The sequence below is a fragment of the Pseudomonas sp. FSL W5-0299 genome (genome assembly GCF_005930655.1).
GTDB lineage: Bacteria > Pseudomonadota > Gammaproteobacteria > Pseudomonadales > Pseudomonadaceae > Aquipseudomonas > Aquipseudomonas mandelii.
Map to the genome: position 1 here is coordinate 1 of NZ_RXHX01000034.1, position 25368 is coordinate 25368.

The 25368-nt window shown below is 58.1% G+C and carries 26 protein-coding genes; 13 read left to right on the plus strand and 13 right to left on the minus strand.

Features of this window, described 5'->3' with window-relative positions; all coding sequences use genetic code 11:
* The first annotated feature begins 111 nt into the window (after window positions 1–111).
* Window positions 112–636, plus strand: coding sequence for a transporter substrate-binding domain-containing protein (locus FHL16_RS27320; RefSeq protein WP_238706198.1), 525 nt, complete (start codon window positions 112–114; stop codon window positions 634–636).
* Here the strand turns inward: FHL16_RS27320 and FHL16_RS27325 are convergent.
* Window positions 585–1502 carry a LysR family transcriptional regulator gene (locus FHL16_RS27325; RefSeq protein WP_010459260.1) on the minus strand — a complete coding sequence of 306 codons (918 nt, stop codon included), beginning with the start codon at window positions 1500–1502 and terminating at the stop codon, window positions 585–587. The genes FHL16_RS27320 and FHL16_RS27325 overlap by 52 nt on opposite strands.
* A 125-nt stretch (window positions 1503–1627) precedes the next feature.
* Here FHL16_RS27325 and FHL16_RS27330 point away from each other — a divergent pair, with 125 nt between their 5' ends.
* The 6 genes from FHL16_RS27330 (at window position 1628) to FHL16_RS27355 (ending at window position 7376) form a co-directional block, all read left to right on the plus strand.
* Window positions 1628–2386 carry a 5-oxoprolinase subunit PxpA gene (locus FHL16_RS27330; RefSeq protein ID WP_010459262.1) on the plus strand — a complete coding sequence of 253 codons (759 nt, stop codon included), beginning with the start codon at window positions 1628–1630 and terminating at the stop codon, window positions 2384–2386.
* Window positions 2387–2478: 92 nt separating this feature from the next.
* Window positions 2479–2724, plus strand: coding sequence for an acetyl-CoA carboxylase (locus FHL16_RS27335; protein WP_077749837.1), 246 nt, complete (start codon window positions 2479–2481; stop codon window positions 2722–2724).
* 10 nt (window positions 2725–2734) lie between these two features.
* The gene (locus FHL16_RS27340) at window positions 2735–4108 is read left to right on the plus strand and encodes an acetyl-CoA carboxylase biotin carboxylase subunit (protein WP_077749875.1); all 1374 of its coding nucleotides are present in this window, start codon (window positions 2735–2737) and stop codon (window positions 4106–4108) included.
* Window positions 4105–4977 (plus strand): 5-oxoprolinase subunit B family protein, encoded by an 873-nt coding sequence (locus FHL16_RS27345; RefSeq protein ID WP_077749838.1) that lies wholly within the window; start codon window positions 4105–4107, stop codon window positions 4975–4977. Before FHL16_RS27340 ends, FHL16_RS27345 begins: the two co-directional genes overlap by 4 nt.
* Complete coding sequence (locus tag FHL16_RS27350) at window positions 4974–5948, plus strand: 5-oxoprolinase subunit C family protein (protein ID WP_077749839.1); 975 nt, start codon at window positions 4974–4976, stop codon at window positions 5946–5948. The genes FHL16_RS27345 and FHL16_RS27350 overlap by 4 nt, the downstream gene beginning before the upstream one ends.
* A gap of 111 nt (window positions 5949–6059) precedes the next feature.
* On the plus strand, window positions 6060–7376 hold the full coding sequence (locus FHL16_RS27355; RefSeq protein WP_077749840.1) for a purine-cytosine permease family protein: 1317 nt from the start codon (window positions 6060–6062) through the stop codon (window positions 7374–7376).
* 112 nt (window positions 7377–7488) lie between these two features.
* On the opposite strand, the gene FHL16_RS27360 is transcribed toward FHL16_RS27355, so the two are convergent.
* Entirely contained in the window at window positions 7489–7974 is a 486-nt protein-coding gene (locus tag FHL16_RS27360; protein ID WP_077749841.1) for a DUF6130 family protein, read from the minus strand.
* Between the two features lie 331 nt (window positions 7975–8305).
* Here FHL16_RS27360 and FHL16_RS27365 point away from each other — a divergent pair, with 331 nt between their 5' ends.
* Window positions 8306–8581 carry a hypothetical protein gene (locus FHL16_RS27365; RefSeq protein WP_077749842.1) on the plus strand — a complete coding sequence of 92 codons (276 nt, stop codon included), beginning with the start codon at window positions 8306–8308 and terminating at the stop codon, window positions 8579–8581.
* Window positions 8582–8678: 97 nt separating this feature from the next.
* Here the strand turns inward: FHL16_RS27365 and FHL16_RS34565 are convergent, their stop codons facing one another.
* The 8 genes from FHL16_RS34565 to FHL16_RS27405 form a co-directional block, all read right to left on the minus strand.
* On the minus strand, window positions 8679–8915 hold the full coding sequence (locus FHL16_RS34565; protein WP_238706199.1) for a hypothetical protein: 237 nt from the start codon (window positions 8913–8915) through the stop codon (window positions 8679–8681).
* A gap of 292 nt (window positions 8916–9207) precedes the next feature.
* Window positions 9208–11790, minus strand: a complete 2583-nt coding sequence (locus FHL16_RS27375) for a bifunctional diguanylate cyclase/phosphodiesterase (protein ID WP_077749843.1) — start codon at window positions 11788–11790, stop codon at window positions 9208–9210.
* 278 nt (window positions 11791–12068) lie between these two features.
* Complete coding sequence (locus FHL16_RS27380) at window positions 12069–13523, minus strand: TrkH family potassium uptake protein (protein WP_077749844.1); 1455 nt, start codon at window positions 13521–13523, stop codon at window positions 12069–12071.
* A gap of 262 nt (window positions 13524–13785) precedes the next feature.
* The gene (locus FHL16_RS34780; protein ID WP_256578040.1) at window positions 13786–13920 is read right to left on the minus strand and encodes a hypothetical protein; all 135 of its coding nucleotides are present in this window, start codon (window positions 13918–13920) and stop codon (window positions 13786–13788) included.
* A gap of 49 nt (window positions 13921–13969) precedes the next feature.
* Entirely contained in the window at window positions 13970–14692 is a 723-nt protein-coding gene (locus FHL16_RS27385; protein WP_371917166.1) for a nuclease-related domain-containing protein, read from the minus strand.
* Between the two features lie 171 nt (window positions 14693–14863).
* On the minus strand, window positions 14864–15136 hold the full coding sequence (locus FHL16_RS27390) for a hypothetical protein (RefSeq protein WP_077749846.1): 273 nt from the start codon (window positions 15134–15136) through the stop codon (window positions 14864–14866).
* Window positions 15137–15561: 425 nt separating this feature from the next.
* On the minus strand, window positions 15562–15879 hold the full coding sequence (locus FHL16_RS27400) for a DUF7677 family protein (RefSeq protein ID WP_009048737.1): 318 nt from the start codon (window positions 15877–15879) through the stop codon (window positions 15562–15564).
* A 181-nt stretch (window positions 15880–16060) separates the two neighbouring features.
* A complete protein-coding gene (locus FHL16_RS27405) occupies window positions 16061–16483 on the minus strand; it encodes a hypothetical protein (protein ID WP_059183015.1) in 423 nt (140 codons plus the stop codon).
* Window positions 16484–16708: 225 nt separating this feature from the next.
* On the opposite strand from FHL16_RS27405, the gene FHL16_RS27410 reads away from it, so the two are divergent.
* The 3 genes from FHL16_RS27410 to FHL16_RS27420 all read left to right on the plus strand — a co-directional run bounded on the left by FHL16_RS27410 (window position 16709) and on the right by FHL16_RS27420 (window position 20154).
* A complete protein-coding gene (locus FHL16_RS27410; protein ID WP_077749848.1) occupies window positions 16709–17740 on the plus strand; it encodes an IS110 family transposase in 1032 nt (343 codons plus the stop codon).
* A 346-nt stretch (window positions 17741–18086) separates the two neighbouring features.
* Window positions 18087–18488, plus strand: a complete 402-nt coding sequence (locus FHL16_RS27415; RefSeq protein WP_077749849.1) for a hypothetical protein — start codon at window positions 18087–18089, stop codon at window positions 18486–18488.
* 307 nt (window positions 18489–18795) lie between these two features.
* On the plus strand, window positions 18796–20154 hold the full coding sequence (locus tag FHL16_RS27420) for an MATE family efflux transporter (RefSeq protein ID WP_077749850.1): 1359 nt from the start codon (window positions 18796–18798) through the stop codon (window positions 20152–20154).
* A 70-nt stretch (window positions 20155–20224) separates the two neighbouring features.
* Here FHL16_RS27420 and FHL16_RS27425 read toward each other — a convergent pair whose 3' ends face one another.
* The gene (locus FHL16_RS27425; protein ID WP_077749851.1) at window positions 20225–21151 is read right to left on the minus strand and encodes a universal stress protein; all 927 of its coding nucleotides are present in this window, start codon (window positions 21149–21151) and stop codon (window positions 20225–20227) included.
* Window positions 21152–21424: 273 nt separating this feature from the next.
* Here FHL16_RS27425 and FHL16_RS27430 point away from each other — a divergent pair, with 273 nt between their 5' ends.
* Window positions 21425–22666 (plus strand): MgtC/SapB family protein, encoded by a 1242-nt coding sequence (locus tag FHL16_RS27430; RefSeq protein ID WP_077749852.1) that lies wholly within the window; start codon window positions 21425–21427, stop codon window positions 22664–22666.
* Between the two features lie 15 nt (window positions 22667–22681).
* Here the strand turns inward: FHL16_RS27430 and FHL16_RS27435 are convergent, their stop codons facing one another.
* Window positions 22682–23581 (minus strand): diguanylate cyclase domain-containing protein, encoded by a 900-nt coding sequence (locus FHL16_RS27435; RefSeq protein WP_077749853.1) that lies wholly within the window; start codon window positions 23579–23581, stop codon window positions 22682–22684.
* Window positions 23582–23792: 211 nt separating this feature from the next.
* Between FHL16_RS27435 and FHL16_RS27440 the strand changes: the two genes are divergently transcribed.
* Window positions 23793–24716, plus strand: coding sequence for a universal stress protein (locus tag FHL16_RS27440; RefSeq protein ID WP_010459306.1), 924 nt, complete (start codon window positions 23793–23795; stop codon window positions 24714–24716).
* A 53-nt stretch (window positions 24717–24769) separates the two neighbouring features.
* On the opposite strand, the gene FHL16_RS27445 is transcribed toward FHL16_RS27440, so the two are convergent.
* Window positions 24770–25333, minus strand: coding sequence for a GNAT family N-acetyltransferase (locus tag FHL16_RS27445; RefSeq protein ID WP_077749854.1), 564 nt, complete (start codon window positions 25331–25333; stop codon window positions 24770–24772).
* Window positions 25334–25368: the final 35 nt, after the last annotated feature.

A 25368-nucleotide genomic window follows, 5' to 3' on the forward strand; every position in this document is an offset into this window, starting at 1 on the left:
TCATGATGGTGTGCTCCGGGGTGTAGTTGTTTGGTATGGAGGCGATGTTACGCCCCGGAGTTTTTAAGAGAACTTCATTGAGTTGATGGTGACTATCGATGGCAGCAATGGATGCGCCTCACGCCCGTGCCGTCCGCGCAAACCCGCATTCCGTTGCTGGTCAATGGCACATACGATCTGGAGTGCGGATCCACCACCAACAACGCTGCGCGTGGCAAGGATGTGGCTTTTGCAATTAGCCATTTCTACAGAGGCACGCGCCTGTTGACCAAGAAGACCTCCGGCATAAAGAACTACGCCGATCTCGCAAAGAAGACTGTCGCCAGTACCGTCGGCAGCACGAACGAGAAGGTCCTTCGCCAATACAGTGCCGACAACAATCTAGACGTACAGGTCGTCTTGGGCAAAGACTATGACGACTCCATGGCGCTGGTTGAAAATGATCGTGCCGTGGCGTTTGCCATGGACGATATCCTGCTGTTTGGCCTCATGGCGAACTCGAAAAATCCTGATTCGCTCGAAGTCGTGGGTGATGCGCTGCAAGTCGAACCCTACGGCTGCATGCTTCGCAACTTTGCTCGACTTCAGCGTCGCGCAGACAGTTGTTGCGGCGCCAAAAACGCATCGTGGAAGTAATTACGAAACGCCTGCATGGCCGGGCTGAATTCGCGCTCGCGATGCCACGCCAGACCAACGCTCATGGGCGTCACTTTATCGGTGACGGTGAGGGTCTCGATGCGTTTTCCTTCCAGTGACCAAGGGCGGTGCACCAGGTCCGAAAGGATCGCCACGCCGCTGCCATTGGCGACCATGCTGCGCACCGCTTCCACTGAACTGGTGCGCACCCGCACGTTCGGCTGTTGGTGCGCGTGTTCCCAGTAGCGCATGGCGCTTTGTTCGGCTTCGTCGACGGTCAGCAGGATGTAGGGTTCTTTCGCCACGTCGGCGAGGCTGACCGCCGAACGTTCGCACAGTGGATGGTGGCTGGGCAGCCAAAGCCGTCGTTCGGAGTTGAAGAGGATTTCCGAGACGATGTCCGGGTGAGTGAGGTTCGCGGTGAGCACCACGGCCATGTCGAATCGACCTTCCAGCAAGCCTTCTTCGATGGCCGTCCGTTCCTGTTCGTGGACTTCGATGGCCACGTCAGGATGCCAGTGTTCCAGGCGTTGCAGGTGGTGCGGCAGAAAGTAGCCGATCACCGTGTAACTCGCTGCCAGACGCAGCAGGCCACTGGCGCGAATGTCCGGCAACGGACTGTTCATCGCATCATCGACACTGCGCAAAATCACATACGCGCGATTCAGAAAGTGCCGCCCGGCATCGGTCAGGCTCATGCCCTGGGCCGAGCGCTGGAACAACAGCGCACCCAGCATACCCTCCAGTTCCTTGATCGCCGTGGTCACCGCCGACTGGGAAATATTCAAATGAATCGCGGCCTGGGAAATTTGCCCGATCTCGGCGGTGGCGACGAAATAGCGGACCTGGCGCAGGGTCAGTGACATGGGCACTCCGGATGACGAGGTATCTGTTTTTCAGAAGATACCCTATCTGTTAATAGATCTTCCCAAGGGGTACGGAGGAATCTAACTTGGCCTGCATGAAGTCACAAGTGTCAGGAGCAAGCGTCATGCAAGCAGTAGATTTCAATTCGGACATGGGCGAAGGCTTCGGCCCATGGACCATCGGCGATGGCGTCGACAACGAACTGATGGGCTTCATCAGTTCAGCCAATATCGCCACCGGTTTTCATGCCGGCGACCCCGGCACCATGCGCCGCACCATCGAGCAGGCCAAGCGCCTGGGCGTGGCCATCGGCGCGCACCCGGGGTTCCGCGACCTGGTTGGATTTGGCCGCCGGCACATCAATGCACCGGCCCAGGAGCTGGTCGACGACATGCTCTACCAGTTGGGCGCCCTGCGTGAACTCGCCCGGGTTCAAGGCGTAGCCCTGCAACACATCAAGCCCCATGGCGCGCTCTACATGCACCTGGCCCGGGACGAACAGGCCGCCCGTCTGCTGGTGGAAAACCTTCAGCGCCTGGAGCCTGAGTTGCTGCTGTATTGCATGCCCGACTCGGTGATCTGGCGGGTCGCCAAGGAGCTTGGCCAACCGGTAATCCGCGAATTCTATGCCGACCGCGAATACGACCTCACGGGCTCCATCGTCTTCACCCGCAACGTACGAGCCTACGATCCGGCGCAGGTGGCCGCGCGAGTACTGCGTGCCTGTCAGCAAGGCGTGGTGCGCACGGTCGAGGGTGAAGACCTGGCGATCGAATTCGATTCGATCTGTTTACACAGCGACACCCCTGGCGCCCTGGCGTTGGTCGAAGCCACGCGCAGTGCCCTCGACAGCGCCGGGATCGAGGTTCGTGCACCGCGCTAAATCAGGACGAGACACCTGGCACACAGATGCCAGGGTTTGCACACCGATTCATTTTTGCCTGCCTTTCTACAACTATTCCAAGAGGAACAGACATGGCCGAACACACTGTAATCACCCCGTTGCCCGGGACCTTCTACCGCAAAGCGACTCCTGAATCGGCGAACTTCGTCGAGGTGGGCGCGCAGGTCAGTGCCGACACGGTGATTGGCCTGATCGAGGTCATGAAGCAGTTTTCCGAACTGACCGCCGGAAAGGCCGGTCGCCTCAGCGCATTCCTGGTAGAAGACGGCGATCCGGTGGAACCGGGTCAGGTCGTCGCAACACTCGACGATGAGTGAGGGCGCGATCATGACTCAAGGTATTCGTAAATTATTGATTGCCAACCGTGGCGAGATCGCCGTGCGGATTATCCACGCCGCCAAAGCGTTGGGGATCCCCACCGTTGCGGCATGCAGCGAGGCAGACGTCGATTCCCAGGCCGCGCGCATGGCCGATGAAGTCCACGTCCTTGGCCCGGCCCGTGCGGATAAAAGTTACCTGAACGTCGAAGCGTTGCTCGGTGCCTTGAAAACCACCGGCGCCAATGCAGTACACCCCGGTTATGGTTTTCTCTCGGAGAACGCCGATTTTGCCGAAGCGGTCCTTGCCGCCGGCGCCATTTTCGTCGGCCCGAGCCCGGACACGATCGGGCGCATGGGCGACAAAGCCGAGGCCCGACGCACTGCGCAAGCCGCTGGCGTGCCGGTGGTGCCGGGTTCCCCCGGTGAATTGTTCGACGTCGAATCGGCGCTTAAGGCCGCCGAAGCCGTGGGCTTCCCTCTGTTGATCAAAGCTTCGGCCGGTGGGGGCGGGCGCGGCATTCGCCTGGCGGAAAACGCCCAGCAACTGACAGAAGAGTTTCCCCGCTCACAGCGTGAAGCCCAGGCCGCGTTTGGCAATGGCGCGGTTTACCTGGAGCGGTTTATCAGCAAGGCCCGGCACATTGAAGTGCAGGTCTTGGGCGACGGTCAGCACGCCGTGCATTTGTTTGAGCGGGAATGTTCCCTGCAACGTCGCAGGCAGAAAATCTTTGAAGAAGCGCCGTCACCGGCCCTCAGTCAGCAGCAACGGGAAACCCTCTGCGCCAGCGCCGTGCGCCTGACCGAATCCCTCGGCTACAAGGGCGCCGGGACGCTGGAGTATCTGTATGACGACGGCACCGGCGAGTTTTTCTTTATCGAGATGAATACGCGGATTCAGGTTGAGCACCCGGTCAGCGAATTAATCACCGGCATCGATCTGGTCCAGGCCATGTTGCGCATTGCCGGGGGTGAACCGCTGGGCTTCCAGCAAAGTGATATCCAGCTCAACGGCGCCGCCCTGCAAATGCGCCTGAACGCTGAAGACCCGGCGCGGGATTTCTTTCCCAGCCCGGGGCTGGTCGAGGAACTGATCTGGCCGCAGGGTGAGGGCATTCGCGTCGATACTCATCTGTATCAAGGCTACCGTGTGCCGCCGTACTATGACTCGCTGCTGGCCAAGCTGATCGTGCATGGCGCTGATCGCGCCGAAGCCCTGGCCCGTGCGCGGGTTGCGGTAAGGCGAACCACGCTCACTGGCATGGCCAGCACCTTGTCCCTGCACGGCGTGCTGCTGGAGCAACCGTGGCTGCACAGCGCCGACTTTCACACCGGCACCCTGGAAACCTGGCTGGCCGAGCGCCGTTTCGGAGGTGAAGTATGAGCACTCCCATCCGCTACAGCTTTGGCGCCGATGAGCACCTGTTCGCCGAAGTCAGCGACAGCATGTCCCTGGACGCGTTCTTCAAGGGCCTGGCCGTCACTCGCGCGGTGGAACGGCTGGCACTGGATGGCGTGCTCGATATCTGCCTGGCCAACGCGTCATTCCAGATCCGTTTTGACCCGGATCGCATCGCCCCTCATACCTTGCTCGAAGCGGTAAAGATCGCCGAAGTCGGGGCCGTCGCCCAACGCACGTTGCAGACGCGGATCATCGAGATTCCGGTGCTGTACAACGACCCCTGGACCCACGAAACCCTGATGCGCTTTCGCGACCGGCATCAGGACCCGAGCGCCACGGACCTGGAATACGCCGCACGGATCAACGGCCTGGCGGACGTCGAGGCGTTTATCGCCGCCCACAGTGGTGCGCCGTGGTTTGTCTCGATGGTCGGCTTCGTCGCCGGGCTGCCGTTCATGTTCCAGATGGTCGAGCGCGAGCGGCAGTTGCAGGTGCCCAAATACCTGCGCCCGCGTACCGACACGCCAAAACTGACCTTGGGTCATGGCGGTTGCTTTGGCTGCATCTACTCGGTGCGCGGTGCCGGTGGATATCAGATGTTTGGCGTCACGCCGGCACCGATCTACGACCCACAGCAGAACCTGGCGTACCTGAAAGAGCACATGGTGTTTTTCCGCCCCGGTGACATCGTGCAGTTCAAACCGATGGACCGTGAGGCGTATGACCACGCGGTGGCCGAAGTGGAAGCCGGTTGCTTCGATCTGCGGATCCGGCCGGTGGAGTTTTCGCTGGATGCGTTTCTGGCCGATCCCGTTGGCTATCCCAAGTCGCTGCAGGAGGTGTTGGCATGATCAAGGTACTCAAACCCGGTCTCGCCACGTCGGTACAGGACCTGGGACGCGAAGGGTATTACCACTTGGGCATTCCGCCCTCCGGCGCGCTTGATCCGTACGCCTTGAGTGCGGCCAATCAACTGGTCGGTAACCCGGCGGGGGCGGCAGCACTGGAATGCACGTTGCTGGGGCCGGAGCTGGAGTTTCAACAAGACGCGCTGGTGGCTGTGTCCGGCGCGCACATGACCCCACGGGTCGATGGCGTGGAAATGCACCACGACACGGCGTTTGCGGTGAAGGCCGGGCAAGTGCTGCGCTTTGACTTTCCCAAAGCTGGCGCCCGCGCTTACGTGGCGGTGGCCGGCGGCATCGATGTGCCGATCGTGCTCGGCAGTCGTTCCACTTATGCGCTGGGTGCGCTCGGTGGTTTTCAGGGGCGCAGGCTGGTGGCGGGTGATGAATTGCCCGTCGGTATCGCCAGCGGAAAGAGCCGCGCCGGGGCCAGTTTGCCCATGGCGTTGCGCCAGTCCTTGGGGGGCGAAATCACTCTGCGGGTGGTGCCGGGGCTTTACTACCACCGCTTGAGCGAATCCGCCGCGCATAGTTTCTTTGCCGAACCCTGGACGGTGGGCTCGGAAGCAGACCGCATCGGCTACCGCTTCAAGGGCGGCAGCGCGCTGAGCTTTGAGCCCCGCGAGCAGCCGTTCGGCGCCGGTTCTGATCCGTCGAACATCGTCGACAGTTGCTACCCCATTGGCTCGATCCAGGTCCCGGCCGGGCTCGAACCGATCGTGTTGCATCGCGACGCCGTGTCCGGCGGAGGCTACGCGATGATCGGCACGGTGATCAGCGCCGACCTCGACTTGATCGGCCAGATGCAACCGAACCAGAAGGCCCGCTTTGTCGCGGTGACCCTCGAAGAGGCGCTGGAAGCGCGACGTTCCTATAAGAAAAAACTCAGCTGCCTGAGCAAGCTGTTCCCTTCCTGATTCTGCCCGCCGCATTGCGCGGGTAATGCCAAACGGTAAGCCAACGCCGCACTTCGGTGCGGTGGCGGCTGCCCGCGCTTCAACCTTTGACTGGTTTTGGAGTTCACGCATATGGCTGCTTTATCGCAATCGAGTCAAACCGGGCAAGACCCGGCCAATCAACCCGTTCCAGCCGAAGCGCGCATGGGGCGATTGTCCCTGACCATGGCCTGGTGGGCGGTGTGCAGTGCGATGTTTTACATCGTGGTCGGCGCATCACTGGCGTTGTCGTATGGAGCCCGCAACGCACTGATCGGCATGGTTCTGTCGGTGATCAGCTATGGGCTGGTCAATAGCGTGCTCAGCCGCTTTGCGATCCGCAGCGGCTTGTCGGTGGCGTTGTTTTCACGGTTGCTGTTCGGCAGTACCGGGGCGTGCCTGGCAACGTTGATCTTCTTTTCCACGGCGATCTACTACGCGGTATTCGAAGGCTCGGTAATCGCCGTGGCGCTCAATCACCTGTATCCGGAGCTGGTTTATCCGCTGGCCGCATTGGCGGTGGTGCTCTACAGCGTGCCAATGATTCTGGGCAGCGTGCAGCATTGGCTGGACAAGCTCAACGGCGTGTTGTTGCCGGTGTATCTGGGCGGTTTGCTGGTGGCGGTCGGGCTCTCGATCAGTCGATATGGCTACCAGCCGCAATGGCTGGATTTCGGCCCGGCAACACCCAGCGCCTTCGGCTGGTGGGACTGCTTTGTCGCTTACATGGGGGTCTGGGTGCTGATGCTGTTCACCTTCGACTACGCGCGTTTCGGCAAGCCTGAAGACGCCGAGTATCACGGGCGCTGGAACTTCGGCATGCCGTTCTACGCGGTGACCTTCCTGCTCAATGGCGCGGCGGGCATCTATCTGGTCAGCAGTATTCCCCACGAAGGTGCGCTGAACGAAGTCTCTGTGGTGATGGCGATTCTGCAATTGATGGGCTTGTGGGGCTTGTTGTTTGTCTGGGCCACGCAAACCCGGATCAACACCGCCAATTACTACCTGGCGACACTGAACATGCAGGCGTTCTTCGGGCGTTTTGGCCTGCGCGGTTCGTACTTGATGTGGGCACTGGTAGTGGGGGTGATCGTCTACGGCTTGATGCTCGCGGACGTGTTTGCCTACCTCCTCAAAGCGTTGGCCTATCAGGGGATCTTCGTGGTGGCCTGGGTCGGCGTGGCGTTGGCGCAGATACACTACGGGCGCAATGAAATGGCGGCACTCGAACGGGTGCCCGCGTTCAATTCCGTGGGTTTGACGGCGTGGTTTGGTGCCACCGCTTTGGGGCTTGCGTTGATGTTTGTTGGCGGTGGCCTGAGCAGTTTTTCCGCACCCTCTACGGTGATCGTTGCATTTGCGTTGCAGTCGGGCTTATCCCATCGGCACCGGTTAGTGTTGGCTGAGTAGGATTTTTCAGTCACTCGTTGTGTGCCTGCCTGCTCTAGCACGTTAGAGCAGGCATCGGACGCTCATGACGAATCCGCTGATGGATGTTCCAGGGCTGCTGATGGCACAACCGTTATGGTTTCACTGCGTGGCTTTCTTCAGCATGAGGAGCGTCCGCTGGGTTCTTTTGCGGAACGACAAAGTTCACCACCGTACTGGTCAAAATCTTATGACTCGGATCAGCCACTTCAAGTAGAACCTTGTGAGCGCCCGGCGTCAGCCCAACCAAAATAATCGGGTCTTCACTGGTGTGCGCCCAAGTACCTTTCCAGTCGTCGACGGTCACGTGAAGGTGGCCGAGCCGTGGTGATACTTCGACAGCCGTTTTGCCAAATACCGGCATGATCCGGGCGTGCTCGGTTCGATACTGAATAATGACAACCCCGCGGGCCAGCGGCGCGGCGAGCGGCGGGTAGGCAATGAGTTTTGGTCCTGCCTCAGACTCCAGTGGGAGTATGGCCGGTGGCTGATCGGTGTCTGCTACCCCTTGACCCCACGCGGCTATGCAAAGGAAGGCACCCAACGCAAAGGTAGATAGATTTCTGAGAGCAAGGGGCATGGTGTTTTTCTCCCGCGGGATCTCATTCAAGGCTAGATCAAACCGGGCAGTTGTCTATGCCCAAGCTGCCTCTCTCTGCAAAACAGCCGAGTGGGGAGGGGCAGAAAACGGGTGTTGAATACGAGCCTTTTAATGACGGTGATCGGCTAAAAACAGCCAGTAAATGGAGCGACGTAAAATGACAGCTAAGCTTCCTTCTACTGTCGGGCTTATTAAGCAGACCGGGTTTTGCGGCCATGCCGTGTCGCCGCCTTCAGCGGTCACCACGTCGTTACAACAGCCAGCCCGATCTTGAGCGTCAGCCCTTCACAACAGCCTCGGAGGGGAGCCAATGAAACGTATCGTCATGCTTATCGCGATCTCTTTGCTGACCACTGCTTGTCAGAGCACACATGATAATGGCGTCACCCGACTAGACAATTGTGTCTGCTATAAATCGACCGAGGCACAACATTTGCCAGCATCGCAAATGGCATGGACAGACCCCGAAACGTTGCAGGAGCAATTCTCACATTGCATTTGCCGGGCTTTGGTTGACCTGAAGAAGGTCGATGATCCCGGCAAATTTTTCGTACCCGGAACCGAAATAAGAACGGAACTGAAATAAAACATGATCGGGGTTGTGAGCCATCCGTACGCTTTGGTGTTTGCGATCACTTGCTCGAGGTGGTGCAGCGTGCGAAACAGACCAGAACCGTCTGGGCTCAACGTCCGTATTCAACGTAAGGGCCCAAGTAGAAAGCTTGCGTATCCCAATTGATTCGATAAATCACTTCTTTGCCTGGTTTGATCCTGGCCGCGACCGTTTTGATCGCGGCACCCGCACATAATCCAGACTCGGCGAGCCCGGCACCGAGATTCACTTCACCGGCAGGCAAAACGAAAGATGCCTTTTGACCGGGGCCTATCTTGGCTGCGCGCTGACCATCGATGTAGAACATGGCGTCACATCCCGCACCGACAAACCCGTCATCACGGACAATAGTCAGGCGTCCAGGCGCTTTCGTGCCATGGCTTTTGAACGGGTACATCTTGTCGGCCGGCACTGGCCTGGCTTCAGAAACCGGCAGGGGTGAGGTTGCGCACCCGCCCAAAGCCAGCAAGAGCGCCCCCGTTGCGATACTCCTTCGCATCGTTTTTCCTCCCGAAAAGGGCGAATGCATCAGGCGCCATTCTGTTTTGCTTCATGACGTCATTCGCCAAAAACGCTTTAAATGGATTTGTTACCTTTTACTAAACCTTGCTCTTGGCGTCTGTGTTTTTTCTGGCCTTCACCAACAGGTTAAAGGCGTCAGTATCAAGTGGCCGACTTAGAAAGAAACCTTGGCCTTCATCGCACGACACTGCTTTGAGCAAATCCAACTGTTCGGCAGTTTCAATCCCTTCCGCCGTAACGGTGAGTGATAACGCTCGGCCCAAACCCACAATCGCCTGGATGATGGACTCATCATCACTTTCGACCAGTTTGTTTAGAAAGCTCCGGTCTATCTTCAGGCCATCGAAGGGGAACGTGCGCAAATAACTCAGTGAAGAATACCCCGTGCCAAAGTCGTCCATGCATATGCGCACGCCCAGGCGCTTCAATGTACGCATCAGCTCTAGTGCGCCGGGGGCATCTTCGAGCATGACGTTTTCAGTAATCTCCAACTCTACCCGGGTAGGCGCGATTCCTGAGTCTTGAAGTGCTTTCTGCACACGCTCCACCAAATTGCCTCGCTTGAATTCGCTAGGTGAAAGGTTGACGGATACAAACAAATGTTCCGGCCATCGTGCGGCGCAACGGCAGGCGGTGTCGATGACCCAGTCACTCAAGGAAAGAATCAGGCCGGATTCTTCAGCGATGGGGATGAACGTATCGGGAGGTATTAACCCGCGCTCAGGATGTTGCCACCGTATCAACGCTTCAGCGCCGACCATCTGCCCGTCTGAGATACGGTAGCGCGGTTGGAAGTGGAGTCGAAGTTCTCCATTTTTTATCGCAAAGCGCAGATCACTTTCCAGACGACGCCGCTCAATAATCCTGGCGTTCATATCCCCCGCATAGAAACGCCAGGTATTACGACCTCCAGCCTTGGCTTCATACAACGCAATATCCGCATAACGTAGCAGTTCAGTCGCCTCGCAAGCGTCATTTGGCGCCATCGCGATACCAATACTGGCACTGACAAATACCTCTTGCTCATTGATTTGAATCGGCTGCTCGATGGACTCGATCAAACGGCGACAAAGCGCCTCGACTTCCTCCTGGGAACTGACATCGGTGAGTATCAGTACAAACTCGTCCCCCCCAATCCGAGCGACAAGATCACCGTGGCGAACACAGTCTGCCAAGCGGCTCGACACCTGGTTAAGCACCAGGTCACCTGCGGCATGTCCTAACAGATCATTCACTGGTTTGAATCGATCAAGGTCCAGACTGAGCATGACCAAGGGTTGTTCTAGTGTCGGCAACGCTTTGAGTTTGCCATCAAGAAACTCCTGTAGTCGTGTCCTGTTGGGAAGGCCGGTCAGGGCATCATGTTGTGAGAGGAATTCGATTCGTCGACGGGCTTCAACTTCCTCCGTGACGTCGGTTGCTGTCCCCCGGAATCCTCCTCCTGCCATGACTCGCGCCGAAAGACGGGTGATTCGCTCTTGGCCATTTGTATCCACGTAGCGGCACTGAACACTGATATCCGGACGACGATTCGGAATACTGAGCCACTGAGATAAAGTGCCTAATTCAGTGCGCAGCAGATCATCCATCGCCGCACCAATCCATGCAGTCCTGGAAAAGCCCGTGATATCTTCAAATCGCTCGGATAGATAGGTGAAGCGCCAACCGGCGTCCATTTCCCATACCCAATCCGAACTGGCCTCAACAACATCACGAAAGCGCGCCTCACTGGTGGCAAGGTCGGTCTGACTGCTTTGCAGCGATGCATAGCTGGCGTCAAGCGCCTGCGCAGCGGCCGTCGTACGACGCAAGATCACCCACGTCATCAGGCACACCAGCAGCGCAGCGAGTCCCACCAAGGGCAACCCCAGCGCCAATAATTGCAGCCCTGGTTTGTGCGGACTCCATTGCAGGACGCCTGCTGTACCGGCCTCGCCCAGGGGATAGGCAGACACCAAGGGGATTTCGTCGGGAGCGGCCGTGTGCAGGCCATCTACCCCGAAATCCCGGCCTATTGTTGCGAGCTTGGCGCTGTCCAACATTTCAACGAATATCAACACCGACGCCGATCTATCATCCGCTATGACCGTTGGATCGGTTCCGGGCGTAATCGCAGCCGCAGCGACGAGGGCAGGTATCCCTCCCACATTAATGAACGTAGTCGTCGGCGTTTCGGTTTCCGCTCCCTCACGTGCTTGATCGAGAATCGCATCAACAGACTGTTCTAGCCATTGTTCGACTTCAACTGACACCCTCTGACCCTTGACCAAGGAATAAACGGTACGATTGACATCGTTGACTACAAACACTCCCCGAAACCCAAACTCTGTATAAAGTGTCGTCCCGAGATTTTGCCGTACGTACGCCCAGTCCACGTCTACCTGAGTATGCAAGTGCTTGTAAGCATCGCCCCAAAAGGCGTAATCCTTGACGGTCGAGCTCAGCGATTTTTCCAACGATTCCACGGCTTTCTTCGTGTAAAACGCACTGTCACGCTCCTCCGTCCGATCTAGATTTTGCGCAACATAAACAAGTGAATAGCAGGCAAATAAGAAAACCCCCGCCAAAAGACCCACAAACTTGAATAGCGAAGTTCGAGTCAGGGCCACGCTTGAGCGATTGGTTGAAGAACAAGAGATGGTGGGGAGAGCGTTAGGCATAAATGACCGGTACTCGTTGAAGCTAGTTATTTACATATCAGGTTGTCGGCAGTCGACGCTGAATAGTGAGCGCCCGTCCGTCGCGCCAAGCAGGTCTGCCCAGTCTGCCGGAGACGGGATTTCACGAAGACGCGTTGCGCTACCGATGCAATAGGCCTGTTGTCAACGGCGACGGACAGTTATCGGCCGAACCAGCAACTCAAACGACTACTGATCTTTCTATGGCAGTACTCGCCGCCCCCCATGTACTTTTTAGACTCAGCCCTCGACAAGGTGGGTCAATATTTCCAGAAAACTGGAGTGACAAGTACCAGCACCGTCAGGATTTCCAGCCTTCCCAGAAGCATTCCAATGGTCAGTAGCCATTTGGCCGCATCAGGTAATGTTGAGAAATTACCGGCGGGCCCAATGATCGTGCCCAGCCCTGGCCCGACGTTACACACCGCAGTAGCGGCACCGCTCAACGCTGTAGTCCAATCAAGCCCAATGAGCGCCAGGCCCAAGGCGATGGCCGCAATAGTGATCGTGAAGAAGAACGAGAAGGTCAAAAGCGAGCGCACGATTTCCTCGTCGATCGGATGACCGTTGTACTTCTTCTGTATCACGGCTCGAGGATGGATCAACTGCTTCAAGCTACTGACCAGGAGAGCGGCTGCAACCTGGAAACGGAAGATTTTAAGGCCACCTGCCGTTGAGCCTGAACATCCACCGACAAAGGTCAGGTAGAAAAAGAGCAAGACAGCGAAGCTGCCCCACAAGGTGTAGTCGCCAACCGCAACTCCGGTGGTCGTGACAACCGAGGTCACGTTCACTGCCACGATACGAAACGCGTCCCACCAACCGTAATCGCTGTGAAAGTACAGCCAGGTGCCCACGCAGAGTGATGTGACGAACAGGAACCCAATAAATCCGCGGACCTGGTGATCCTTGAGCAGCGCGCGCCGATTGCCCCGCAATGTCGCGACGTACAGGGTGAAGGGGAGGCTGCCCAAAATCATGATGGCCACCGCTACCCAGTGAATCGCTGGTTGCGTCCAATGCCCAAGTGAGGAGTCCGAAGTCGAAAATCCCCCGGTGGAGATCAATGACATTGCGTGGTTGACCGCTTCGAATGGCGTCATTCCAGCGAGCCAGAGCGCCAGGGCTCCGATGCCAGTCAGCCCAAGGTAGAGCAAAAGAATGTACTTGGCTGCCATGTGGGAGCGAGGTGTCACTTTCTCCGACCAGTCTGAGGACTCTGTCTGGAACAGACGCATGCCGCCTACTCGCAACAGTGGGAGGATCGCCACCGCCATGCCGATGAAGCCGATGCCTCCTAACCAATGCAGCATGGAGCGCCATATCAACAAGCCGGGAGATGAGCTATCCAAACCGGTGAGTACAGTCGAACCAGTGGTTGTGATACCAGACATCGTTTCAAAGAATGCATCGGTGTAGCTGATATCGCTGATGAACACCATTGGCAACGCTGCGAAGGTGCACACAACGACCCAGCTTCCGGTCGTCAGCAGGTACATATCCCTGGGACGAAGCTGGCCAGTATCCGGGCGTCCCCTCACGATTAACAGGAGGCCACAGATAAAGGTAATCAAACTCGACCAGAGAAATGCTGACAGATCGTCGCTACGCTCATAGACCACCAGTGTGATCATGGGAATAGCCATGCTCACGGCCAGCGTGATCAGAAAAAGCCCTAGGATGAATCCGATAAGCCGAATGGCTGCGAGGGACATAACAATAACGTTCCAAATTTGCACCGCGCAGTATCGGATGCGCACCCCGTCAAACCCGTAAATTTTGCGTAAAATTTCTGCCAGCGACCCGTCGGGATAAGTGAGGCTAGCAAGAGCGCCCTGTTGCGATAATCCTTCGCATAATGCTTTCCTTGCTGAAAAAGGGCGAATGTATCAGCGCGTCATGTTGCTTTGCTTCATAAAACCATTCGCCCAAAACGCTTTAAATAGAGCTGTCACCTTTCATGGTCACCTTTCATCTTCAAGGCTTCTTCGACGGGTAGTTACCGCGCAAGCCCCCGGACTTGTTGCCGGTTTTGCTGGGCAGGTCAGGTACGACCGGGCGGGACTTGGGCTGAGGGTTGGAGCGGCTACGGGGTTGAGGTTGCTTGCTCATTTGCGCCTCCTGAATTGCGGCAATTCGCGAAAGGGCCTACTCATTCAGCTTAGCTGCCTGGCGAAATGGGCTGCACCGTTCGGCACTTGGGGAAAGTGCTGCAGCCCCAAAACTGTTGACCGCTCCTCGGGCCACCGTTGTATGTCCGCACCACCAGCGCACTGCCGCAGCGCGGGCATTGGCGCGAGGCCGATGGATCGTCGCGTTGCTTCAGGCGTAGCACATGTTCACGCCGGGTAGCGAGCGTCGGCGCCAGGCGACCTGCTTGCAAGGTCTGCAACATGGCCGTCACCTGCGCCTCGCTGAACACCGTTTGCTGGAAAGACTTGATGTAATGGACCCAGCCACCGCCTCGGGTGACATTAGCCGGCATCCTGGTCTTGAAAGTGCTTGGGCCGACAAACACGATGACCGAATGCACAAAGTCCGGGCCGATGCCCAACGCCGCTTGCAGGGCCTTCAAGTGTTTGTAGTTCTGGCGGTTCGGGTTCTGGAAGGTGAAGCGCTTCTTGTAAATCAGCTGCGTCCATTGAGCCTGCTTCTCACCACCGAAGATCCAGCCTTTCATGTGCTTGGTCTCCAGCACAAAAATGCCGAAGGGCGACACAAACACATGGTCGATCTGCGTGGTGCCGTCCGGGGTGATCAGCGTCACGTCATGCAGGCGACGGTAAACCTGACGATCCAATCTAAAATGTGCGCGCAAACGCACCAGACGTTCACCGAACCAGCCTTTGAACAGGCGCGTGCGCAGCAGCGTCCATACCAGCATCAGCGGTAGCAGCCAGACCAGGATGTTGAGTAAGGGGTGCAGGATAACGGAGATGTTCACTTGGCAGTCCTTTGCAGTGAGGGGAGGGGTGTTGAGTTGTCCGATGCTACGTCCCAGTAAAGCATTCCGGACCGCAAACAAAACGGGCGCCCGATAGGCGCCCGCTTTCATTTACTCCGCCGCCTGCGCCCGCAAGCGTCGGCCGATCACATCCATCAAGTCACAGCCATCGCGCAATGGGATGGCCAGCAATTTCGAGAAGTCCGTCAACACCACCGTGTCACAACCGAGCTCGGCGCGGAAGGCGATGTTTTCCAGCACCTGCGTGACAGTGCGGATGCGGTAGTCGGCCATGGCTTGAAGGACGTCGAGTGGAGCTTGGGTGTCGATGAGCAGGGAGGCCGGGATCAGGTCGATTCCGGTGAGAGGCATGTATCTATTCATTTGAAGATCTCTGTTTGATTGGCTCAAGGCCGACACTCAGTCGTCGCCAAACGATTGGGTGGCAGCTGTGCGCAGGTTGGCGAACCGGCACAGAGAAAACCGGCAGACCCGAAGGTCTCCCGCGCACAGCCGCCATAACAGCGGCTTTGCGGGTGCAATGACCCCTGCAATAAAGCGGACAGCCCTCGCATTCTCTATGATCAGGTCGCCAAACCTGAATCGCCATTTTGGGCGACGGGGCGGACTATAAGCTTCATCGGAACGACGGGCAAGGTTAGGAATTCCGAAGTTTGTGTAGGAGATTAATGGCGGTCCTAGGACCGTTACATACCTTCTGTGAGCGACTGCTATCGGCCAAAAGCAGCCATTCGGCTGGATCTTTCGACCCTTTCCGGTCCCCCGTGTCTGCGAGCTAAAGCCATTTCTTAGCGTCCGAGTGAGGGCGGCCCATAGAGCTCGGTTTCCCAGTCTTCAAGAGGCGGCGTTACTTTGAAAGAAGGGTCGCAGTATGACCTTAAGTAGTCAGTCGCTCTCCTTTGGGCGTAGGTGAAATTGAGCACGTTGCCTTCGCTGTCCATCTCTATTACGTTCGCGAATATCGCGAAGACCATCTCAATTGCACTCGGCTCAGATCCATAAATGTCGAGGTACTCTACGTTTTCAAGCATGTAGTGGCTTCCACTTGCCATGAAGTACGCAAATGTTCGGAGTGCTCCACTGAAATCATTACTTAGCTTCTTCATGTACATTTTCTTTTAGTAAATATTCTGGATTTAACTGCTTCATAATCAAGCATCTGCTTTTTTGCCGTTTTATTGTGGTCGAGACAGGCCCGAACCGATCCAAAGCGGCCCTTCGCGAAAAGCAGCTAATAGCCATTTCATCGAGATGTGCAGCAAATGCCCAGTAGTAGACAGAGTGCGCTCAGGTGGATTCGTCATTGTTTTTGGAGGTTCTGGCATCAGGACGGTGCAGCCCCGCTGTGTCCCGCCAGTACAATGTTTCTTCGAGCTGGAAGCTTATCAGGAAGAGGGATGAGCACGTCTGAGCGATGGATTGCGCTATTTTGTCCAGATCGTCCATAGCAGACTGCCCCTCCGGCTCGGGGCCTTTGATTCTGATGGTACAACGCATAGCAACACGGAAGTCGATGCCCTTCGTATCCTCGGAGTAAATTGTTGAGTCCGTGATTACGCCATCGGTACTCAACGTTAGTCCCGAGATAAAGGTAGCTTCCAAACTGTCGCCAACTACGTTGATTTCCCAGGCATCAGCATCGTTTAAGGCTTTCCTCAATGTCGGGGCTGTGAGTGCATTATCCGCTTCCAGGTACAGATCAAGACTCATTTGAAACCCTTCTTCCTGCGTGAACATTTGCTCAAACGTTTTTGAGTACGATTGTCGCGGCAGTGTATTGGTCAGCGGTTCGAATGTCTGCTCCTGGCCGATATTTGCCTGTCGTGAAGGGCCGCATCCGACCCAAAGCAATGGGATGGACTCCTCCTCACCTCGGCATCTTGAGTGCCAGACTGAAGGTACGAACCGCAGTCAACCGTGAGAAGGAGTCCACACATGAAGCTTATGCGCATTGGGGTCGACTTGGCCAAGAACGTGTTTCAGATCCACGGCGTGGATCGTCATGAGCAGCCAGTCTGGCGGCAGCGTCTGCCTCGCGATCGCTGGCTGCAAACGGTGCTGGAGAAGACCGAACCCGGCTGTGAGATCGGCATGGAAAGTTGCGGTGGTGCGCACCATTGGGCGCGGCAACTACAAGCACGCGGATTTCGGGTGAGGCTGATCGCGCCGCAGTTCGTCAAACCGTACGTCAAGAGCAACAAGAACGACGCCAACGATGCCGAGGCAATCTGCGAAGCGATGAGCCGCCCCAGCATGCGCTTCGTCGCCGTCAAAACCATCGAACAACAGGATATCCAGGCGACGCATCGCATCCGGGCCGGCTTAATCGAACAGCGGACGGCCAAAGCCAATCAGATTCGTGGGCTGATCGCCGAGTACGGCCTCGTTGCGCCGAAGGAATTACTGATGCTGCGTCGCGCAATACCGTGCTGGCTAGAAGATGCCGATAACGGTTTGACGGCGCGTTTTCGTCGTCTGCTGAATGGCTTGTGGGATGACCTGCGCGCACTTGATGAGCGCGTGAGCGAACTCGATGGCGAGATATCTGCGATCGCGGCGAGTGAGCCATCGGCCGTCCGTTTGCAACAGCTGCGTGGCGTCGGCCCGATGATTGCCACTGCGCTAGTTGCTGCCATCGGTGATGCCAATCAGTTTGCTAACGGCCGACAACTGACCGCCTCGCTAGGGCTGACGCCAAAGCAACACAGCTCTGGCGGCAAGGACCGACTGCTTGGCATCAGTAAGCGTGGCGATGCTTATCTGCGAACGCTGATGATCCACGGTGCGCGGTCGGCACTGCGCACGGCCAAGTCCAAAGACGATCGACTCAGCCAGTGGGTTGTCCGTTTAGCCGAGCGCTCACATCCCAACGTGGCCGCCATCGCACTGGCCAACAAAACTGCACGCATGGCTTGGGCGATGCTGCGCAACGGCACTGATTACCAACCGGATCGGGCAGCGGCCTGACCCATTCATCCCGGGAGAAGCCCCACACACCACGATTGCGAAGCAACCCGAGCAATGGCAAACCGGTCGAACCGGCGTCGGCAAAACCCTTTAACGTCCAGGTGCGTAAAGCACGTAAAAGCGATTGGGAGCCGACGCGCGAATAGCCCATCATGGCCCTGCATCAAAACGATGCCGCAGTAAGAGGCCGGATATACGTGTGCAGTCGGCACGGGCGCCAAAGCAAAGGAGGCTTGCAACGAGGAGGAGTCCATATACGAACGTTCAGCAGCACATCTGGCAGTATGTTTCTACAAAGCTTGTCCTGAACCCCTAGCACTCCTGAACTCACGAGTATTTTGAACCCATGACCAAAGGTCTGAGTAGTGACAATCTTCATTACGCACTTGGGGCCATTAAAGAAGATCCCAGCGTAGATTTAAGCGTTATTTGCGTACACCTACAGACCGATAGCCGCGATCTTTTGAATCAATTGGCGATCTTCGTGGCAAGACTGTTTGTCACGGGCACCCGCGATTTTCATTACTGTGATGAGGTGATGAATATTGTATTCAGCGATATCGTCGATTTGTCCCTGCACGCGGAGATGCCCGAGCCGGCATTTTCTATCTACCTTGCATTTGACTCAGGGGAGTATTGGCACAGCGGCGATCAACGGGATGTATTTCCTTGGGAGAAGTGGACGCGGCCTGAGCTCGAGAGGATTTTGTGTGGGATCAACGAAGGCGCATCCGGGTTTTCGAAGTAGGGCCGATTTCGAGCTCTCAAATGACCGCTTTTGGCCGAGGCTGTGTAAAAACGTTTTTCAGTGCGATTGGAGCCCAGTATTGGACTGAAAATCGCGTTTCTACGCAAAATCCAGATCGGCTGAGCAGCTGATAATTCTCAGATTTCGCATAGACGCGCAAACTTCAATTTTGACGAAGCGTTTTTACACACTCTGGGCCGAAAGTGGACATTTACTCGCACTGTCCAAATCCACGAAATCGAACAGGTGACGCCCAGCCCCCTAGCGTAGAATTCCCAAACCGCGCCCACCCCGAGACGGACCCTCAATGCAAACCCCAGCCCCTCAACATCCCCTCTGGAAAACCTACCTCCTTTTCCTCGCCCCCATGGTCCTCTCCAATTTCCTCCAATCCATGTCGGGCACCATCAACAGCATCTACATCGGCCAAATGCTCGGCACCCAGGCCCTGGCCGCCGTGTCGGGCATGTTCCCCATCGTCTTCTTCTTCATCGCCCTGGTCATTGGCCTCGGGGCAGGTGCTGGCGTGCTCATCGGCCAAGCCTGGGGCGCGCGCGAGCCGCACTTGGTGAAAACCATCGCCGGCACCACGTTGCTCCTGGGCGCAATGATCGGACTGGTAGTGGCGATTTTGGGCAGCGTCTTCGCACGGCCCGCCCTGCAAGGCCTCGGCACACCGGCCGACGTGATTGACGATGCGGTGTCTTACGCCCACGTGATGATGTGGATCATGCCGTCGCTGCTGGTCTACGTGCTGTCCACTCAGCTGCTGCGCGGGGTCAGCGATACGGTGTCGCCGTTGATTGCGTTGGTGGTGTCGACGTGTATCGGGTTGGCGCTGACGCCGGCGTTGATTCGGGGGTGGTTCGGGTTGCCGATGATGGGGATTCAGAGTGCAGCGTATGCGGGGCTGGCGGGGAATTTGTCGGCGATGGGCTGGTTGGCGTGGCGCTTGATTCGCAAGGGGCATCCGTTGGCGCCGGATCGGGAGATGTTTGCGGCGATGCGCCTGGACCTGGTGATTCTCGGCAAGGTGTTGCGCATCGGTTTGCCGACCGGGTTGCAGATGGTGGTGTTGTCGGTGTCGGAGTTGGTGATTCTGGCGCTGGTGAATCGGCACGGTTCACAGGCGACGGCGGCGTATGGGGCGGTGACGCAGATCGTCAATTACGTGCAGTTTCCGGCGTTGTCGATTGCGATCACCGCGTCGATCCTTGGCGCTCAGGCGATCGGGGCAGGGCGGCTTGAGCGCATGGGGCCGATTTTGCGCACGGGGCTGTTGATCAATGTGTGCCTGACCGGTGGTCTGGTGGTGTTGGGGTATTTGCTGTCGCACTGGTTGCTGGGGTTGTTTCTCACCGAGGATTCGACCCGGGCGATGGCGGAGCATCTGTTGCACATCATGCTCTGGAGCCTGTTGGTGTTTGGCTTCCAGGCGATTGTCGGCGGCATCATGCGCGCCAGCGGTTCGGTGCTGGTGCCAATGGCGATTTCGATTTTCTGCGTGGTCGGCGTGCAGTTGCCGGTGGCGTATGTGCTGGACGGGCAGTTTGGGTTGCAGGGCGTGTGGATGGCCTTTCCCGTGGCGTACCTGGGCATGCTGGTGTTGCAGACGGCGTATTACAAAAAGGTCTGGAAGCATCAGGCGATCGAGCGGTTGGTGTAGCGCCGCGCCATAAAAAATGGGCTGCCGTGCAAACGGCGGCCCATTTTTTTGGATGGCGCGCGGTCGTTGCTTATTCCTCGATGACTTCCGGCGATACCACCCACACGCTGCACGGCATTTTGTACAACAGGTGTTCCACTGTGCTGCCGATCAGCCGCCCGATGCCGCGGTGGCCAACCCGGCCCATGACGATCACGTCGACGTTGTAGGCATCGGCATAACTGGACAGGACTTTGGCCGGGTTGCCCATCACCATGTGCCGCTGTTCCGGCGGAATGCCGTTGCGTTCGGCCAGCGCGTTGAAGGCTTCACCTTGGGCGTCGAACAGGGTTTTGGCCTTGGTCGAGGAGAAGAATTTGGTGGCGTCGCCGAAACCGAACTCATCGGCGCCGATGGACGACAGGTCATAGGCGTACACCACGTCGACCTGGGCGTTGCAGGCCGTGCCCAGCTTCACCGCCTCATGCAGGATGCGGTCATTGAAGCCTTCGTATTGGCCATCGCGATGGAACGGGTCGACGGCCGCGACGATCCGGCGCGGCAAGGCGTGTTGCACGTTGCTGACAAAATGCAGCGGCACCGGGCATTCGCGCAGCAGGTGGATGTCCAGCGGCGTGAACATCATCCGTGACAGCAGCGATTCGTGTTGCAGCGCCTTGATCACCAGAGTCATCGGCTGCTCTTTGAGGTGGATCAGGATTTCCTGCAATGGACGTTCGACCCAGACCACTTCCGTGGTGACGGTCACGCCGATCTTGCGCAAGGGCCGGGCCTGATCTTCCAGCCACTGGCGGTGGCGCTCGACGTACCCCAGGCGCATCTGCTCCAGAGCGTCCCGGTTGACCAGGCTGGCGGTGGCCAGGCCTTCCAGGAAATCGAACGCGACGATATGCAGCGCCGCGTCTTGCGCCTTGGCCAGCGCGGCGGCCCGGTCGAACGCGGGGCTGTTTTCCATCAGGGGCGAGGCAATGAGCATGAAGCGTGCTTGTTCGGTCATGACAATTCTCCCTTGGGTCTTCACACAGACGCAGGCCTGAAGTGGCCGCGAGGGTTGGCTGGAGCGTTTACCTGAAGTCCATAGTGGCGGTGGTGAGGATGGGCCGCTTGATCTTTGTCAAACCTGCGCGTGTCGGCGCGAGGGCGGCCGACGTTTGGTTGCCTGGGCCATACTCGGAGAGGTTGATCATGATCAACCTGGGCATGAAGGGTTTGGCGCACGCTGGCGTCAACTGAATGCAGATCCCCCCGGCCTGGCCGGATTGAGAGTCCAATGAATGAAACCCTCGGCGGCATGACCGGCGCGGCGGCTGCGCTGGGGATCGGCATGCTCATCGGCCTTGAACGCGAACGGCACAAGGGGCGAGGGGACAGCCGTGCCTGTGCCGGTTTGCGCACGTTCGCGATTACCGCGTTGCTGGGGTATGGCGCGATGCAAGTGGGCGGCGGCTTGCTGTTGGGGATCATGGCCACCTGTGTGGCGTTGCTGGTCACGGTGGCGTACTGGCGCAGCCTGAGCGATGACCCGGGCGTGACCAGCGAAGTGGCCTTGTTCACGGTGTTGGTGCTGGGCGGGTTGTGCGTTACCGCGCCGGCGCTGGCCACGGCCATCGGTGTGGCGATGGCGGGGTTGCTGGCGTATCGGCAGAAATTGCATCACTTTGCGCGCAGTCAATTGACCGAGGCGGAAATGCGCGACGCACTGGTGCTGCTGGTGGCGGTGCTGGTGGTATTGCCGTTGGCGCCGGACCGCTTCATCGGCCCCTATTCGGCGATCAACCTGCGAACCATTTGCGCCTTGACCGTGCTGCTGATGGCGATAGGCGCAGTGGGCCATATTGCCGTGCGAACGCTCGGCAGCCGTTACGGCTATGCGCTCAGTGCCATCGCCTCCGGGTTTGCCTCCAGCACTGTGACCATCGCCACGATGGGGCATCGGGTCAGCGCGGAGCCCGGCCACATCAAGATCCTCGGCGCGGCGGCGATTTTCTCCAACCTGGCCACCTTCACGCAGGTCGGCCTGATCCTGGGGGCGGTTGAACCCGATCTGCTGCGTCACGTGTGGGGACCGCTGTTGTGCGGGACCATCGCCACCGCGCTCTATGGCCTGGGTCTGATGTTTCACAAGCCTGTGGCCGGCCCCAGCCAGCCGATCAAGGTCGGTGGGGCCTTCAACCTCAAGCTGGCCGTGGTGGTCGCGCTGGCCATGACCGGTATTACTTTTCTGTCGTCGATGATGCTCAACTACTTCGGCGAGGTGGGGGTGATGCTGACGGCGGTCTTTACCGGGTTCGCCGATGCGCATGCCTCGACGGCCTCGATTGCGGCCCTGGCCAAGTCCGGGTTGTTGCCGTTTGATGTCATTGCCGCGCCTGTGCTGCTCGCGGTCAGCAGCAATTCCCTGAGCAAATGCGTCGTGGCCTGGGTCAGCGGCGGGCGCCGGTTCGCCGTGTATGTGGTGCCCGGCCAGGTGTTGCTGACACTGGCGATGTGGGCGGGCCTCTGGTTGCTCTGAGGCCCTGTTTGCGATCTAGTCATCGGGCGACAGTCGTTTGAAGCGGCAGGCGTTACCACCGGCTCGCTTGGCCAGGTACATGGCCCCGTCAGCCTGTTCGAGCAGGTCTTCGACACTCGCGCCATTGGCAGGAAACAGGCTGATCCCGATGCTGATGGCCGTGTTGATGCGGTGCGCATCGATCATGAACGGCTCACCGATCGCGGCGATCAGCTTGTTGGCCAGGGCTTCAAGCTGGTCGGCTTGTTCCATGCACGTGATCAGGATTGCGAACTCGTCGCCACTCAAGCGAGCGACCACGTCAGACCTGCGCACGGACTGGCCCAGGCGCTCGGCGACGGCCACCAGCAGCTTGTCGCCACAGGCGTGTCCCAACGTGTCGTTGACCGATTTGAAGTGGTCCAGGTCGATAAACATTAACGCCAGTGGCTGCTGGTGTTTGGTGGCGTGGTTGATCGCCTGATTGAGCAGGTTCAGAAACAGACTGCGGTTGGGCAATCCAGTCAGGGCGTCATGGAACGCCAGTTGCTGCATGTTGGCGCGTTCTTCATCCGTGACCTTGAAATTGTGCAGTATGGCGATGAAATGCGTCACCACGCCATGAGGGTCGAGCACGGGGGTGATGATCTGATTGACCGTGCAGCTGGCGCCGTCCTTGCGTCGCTCGACCATTTCGCCCTGCCAGGGCAGGCCCGCCAGAATCGTCAGCCACAGGTCTCGGTAGAAGGTAGAACTTTGTCGACCGGAAGACAGCAGGTGCGGGGTTTTCCCCACCAGCTCCGGCTTGGAATAGCCGCTCAAGCGACAGAACGCATTATTGATCCAGACGATGCACCCCGTGCGCTCGGTGATCAACACCGGGTTAGTCGCAGCGTCCCATGCTCTTGCCAACACCTGCTGGTCATATTCGATCATTGCCCCCTCCCATGTAGCCCTGGACGCATCAGGCCTTGATTCAGGCTAAGAGGAAGGGGCCGGGAATCTGTTGATCAAAATCAACTTTTACGGACGCAACGGGCATCAAAAACGCGCGTTATAGCTGATAAAGATCAAGTTGCCCGAAGCAGGAACGCTCACTCTGAAGACCTGTTCATTCCATTGATACGACCACGTGCCGAGGTGCCCCATGTCGCAGACTCAGCGTTTACTGTTAATCGCTCCCCAAAACATGACCCACACGCCGGCCTTCGACCGTGCCGCCGCGTTGTCGCTGGCCATGCAGATGCCCTTGCACATCGTCGCCTTCGATTATTTGCAGGCCCTGGCGGTGGCGGGGTTGTTCGCCCCCGAACAGATCAGCCTGGCCCGTGACGGGTATTTGCAAACCCATCGGGAATGGCTCGCCGAGCAAGCCGCGCTGATGAGAAAGCACGGCGTCGAGGTCACCAGCGAGGTGGTCTGGGTGCAGCATCCGTATGAGGAGATCCTGCATTTCGTCAACGAGATGTCCTTAGCGTTGATCATCAAGGATGCGCAGGAAGAGTCAGCCTTGAAGCGCGTGTTTTTCACGCCGCTGGACTGGCAGTTGTTGCGCGATTGCCCGGTGCCGGTGCACCTGGTGACCAACGCCGTCAACCCTAAGCCGCACAACGTGCTGGCCATCATCGATGTGTTGCGCAGCGAGGACCAGGACCACGTGTTCAACGACCAGATCATCGACGCCGCAGCGAAGCTGGCCTCCGTGTGTGGTGCAACCCTTGAGCTGGTGCATGTGTATGACTGGACGGCCGTGTATGCCCAGGACATTGGCTTTGGCGCGCTGCCATTGGCCGTCGGGATTTATGAAACCCTGGGCAGCGCCCAGCACGAAGCGTTTGCGGCGATTGCCGAACGCCACGGGGTAGCGCCGCAAAATCGCCATTTCATCGAGGGCGTGCCGCTGACGAGCATTTGTGATTTTGCTGCTGAGCACCGCACCGATGTCATCGTGATGGGGACGGTGCAGCACAAGGGGCTGAACAAGCTGTTGGGGACCACGGCTGAGCAACTGTTGCATCGGGCGCCTTGCAGCGTATTGGCCATCAAGCCGGGCCGGGTTTTACAATCCTGAAGGCTGGATCGTCCCGCGATGAACCGTTGGCCTGAACATCGCGGGACGATTTTTTACAGGGCTAGACGGTGAATGACCTGACGCGTGTCATCAGGATCGTTGTGTGTTTCGAAACCCAGCGCTTTGGCCAGGTCACGCATCGGCGTGTTGCTGGCGGCGTCCACCGAATACATCTGGCGGAAACCGTTCTTGCGCGCGGCTTTGATCAAATGCTCCATCAACAAGGTGCCCAGGCCCAGGTGCATCCATTCATCGGCGACGGTCACGGCGCATTCACATTCATGTTCCCCCGTAGCGGCATAGCGGCTGACACCGATCTCGATCAGTTGGCCATTTTCGTGGACCAGCGCAATGAAAGCCGTGCGCTGTTTGTTATCGGTGTCCATCAGCTGGTCGAGCATCGCCGTGCCGGGTTCGTTGATCTGTGCGAGAAAGCGCATATGCCGGGACTCGGGCGACAGGCGCTTGATAAACGCGCGTTCACGTTCGCGGTCTTTTTCCGCCAGTGGCCGGATCAGCACATGACGCCCGTCCTTGAGCGCTTCGATCCAGTATTTGCCGGTGACGGCGGCATAGGCCGCAGCGGCTCGGTCATTGTGGTCTTTGACAGTCAGCATGGGGTGTTCCTCCATCCGGTTTGAAAGGTGGGCGG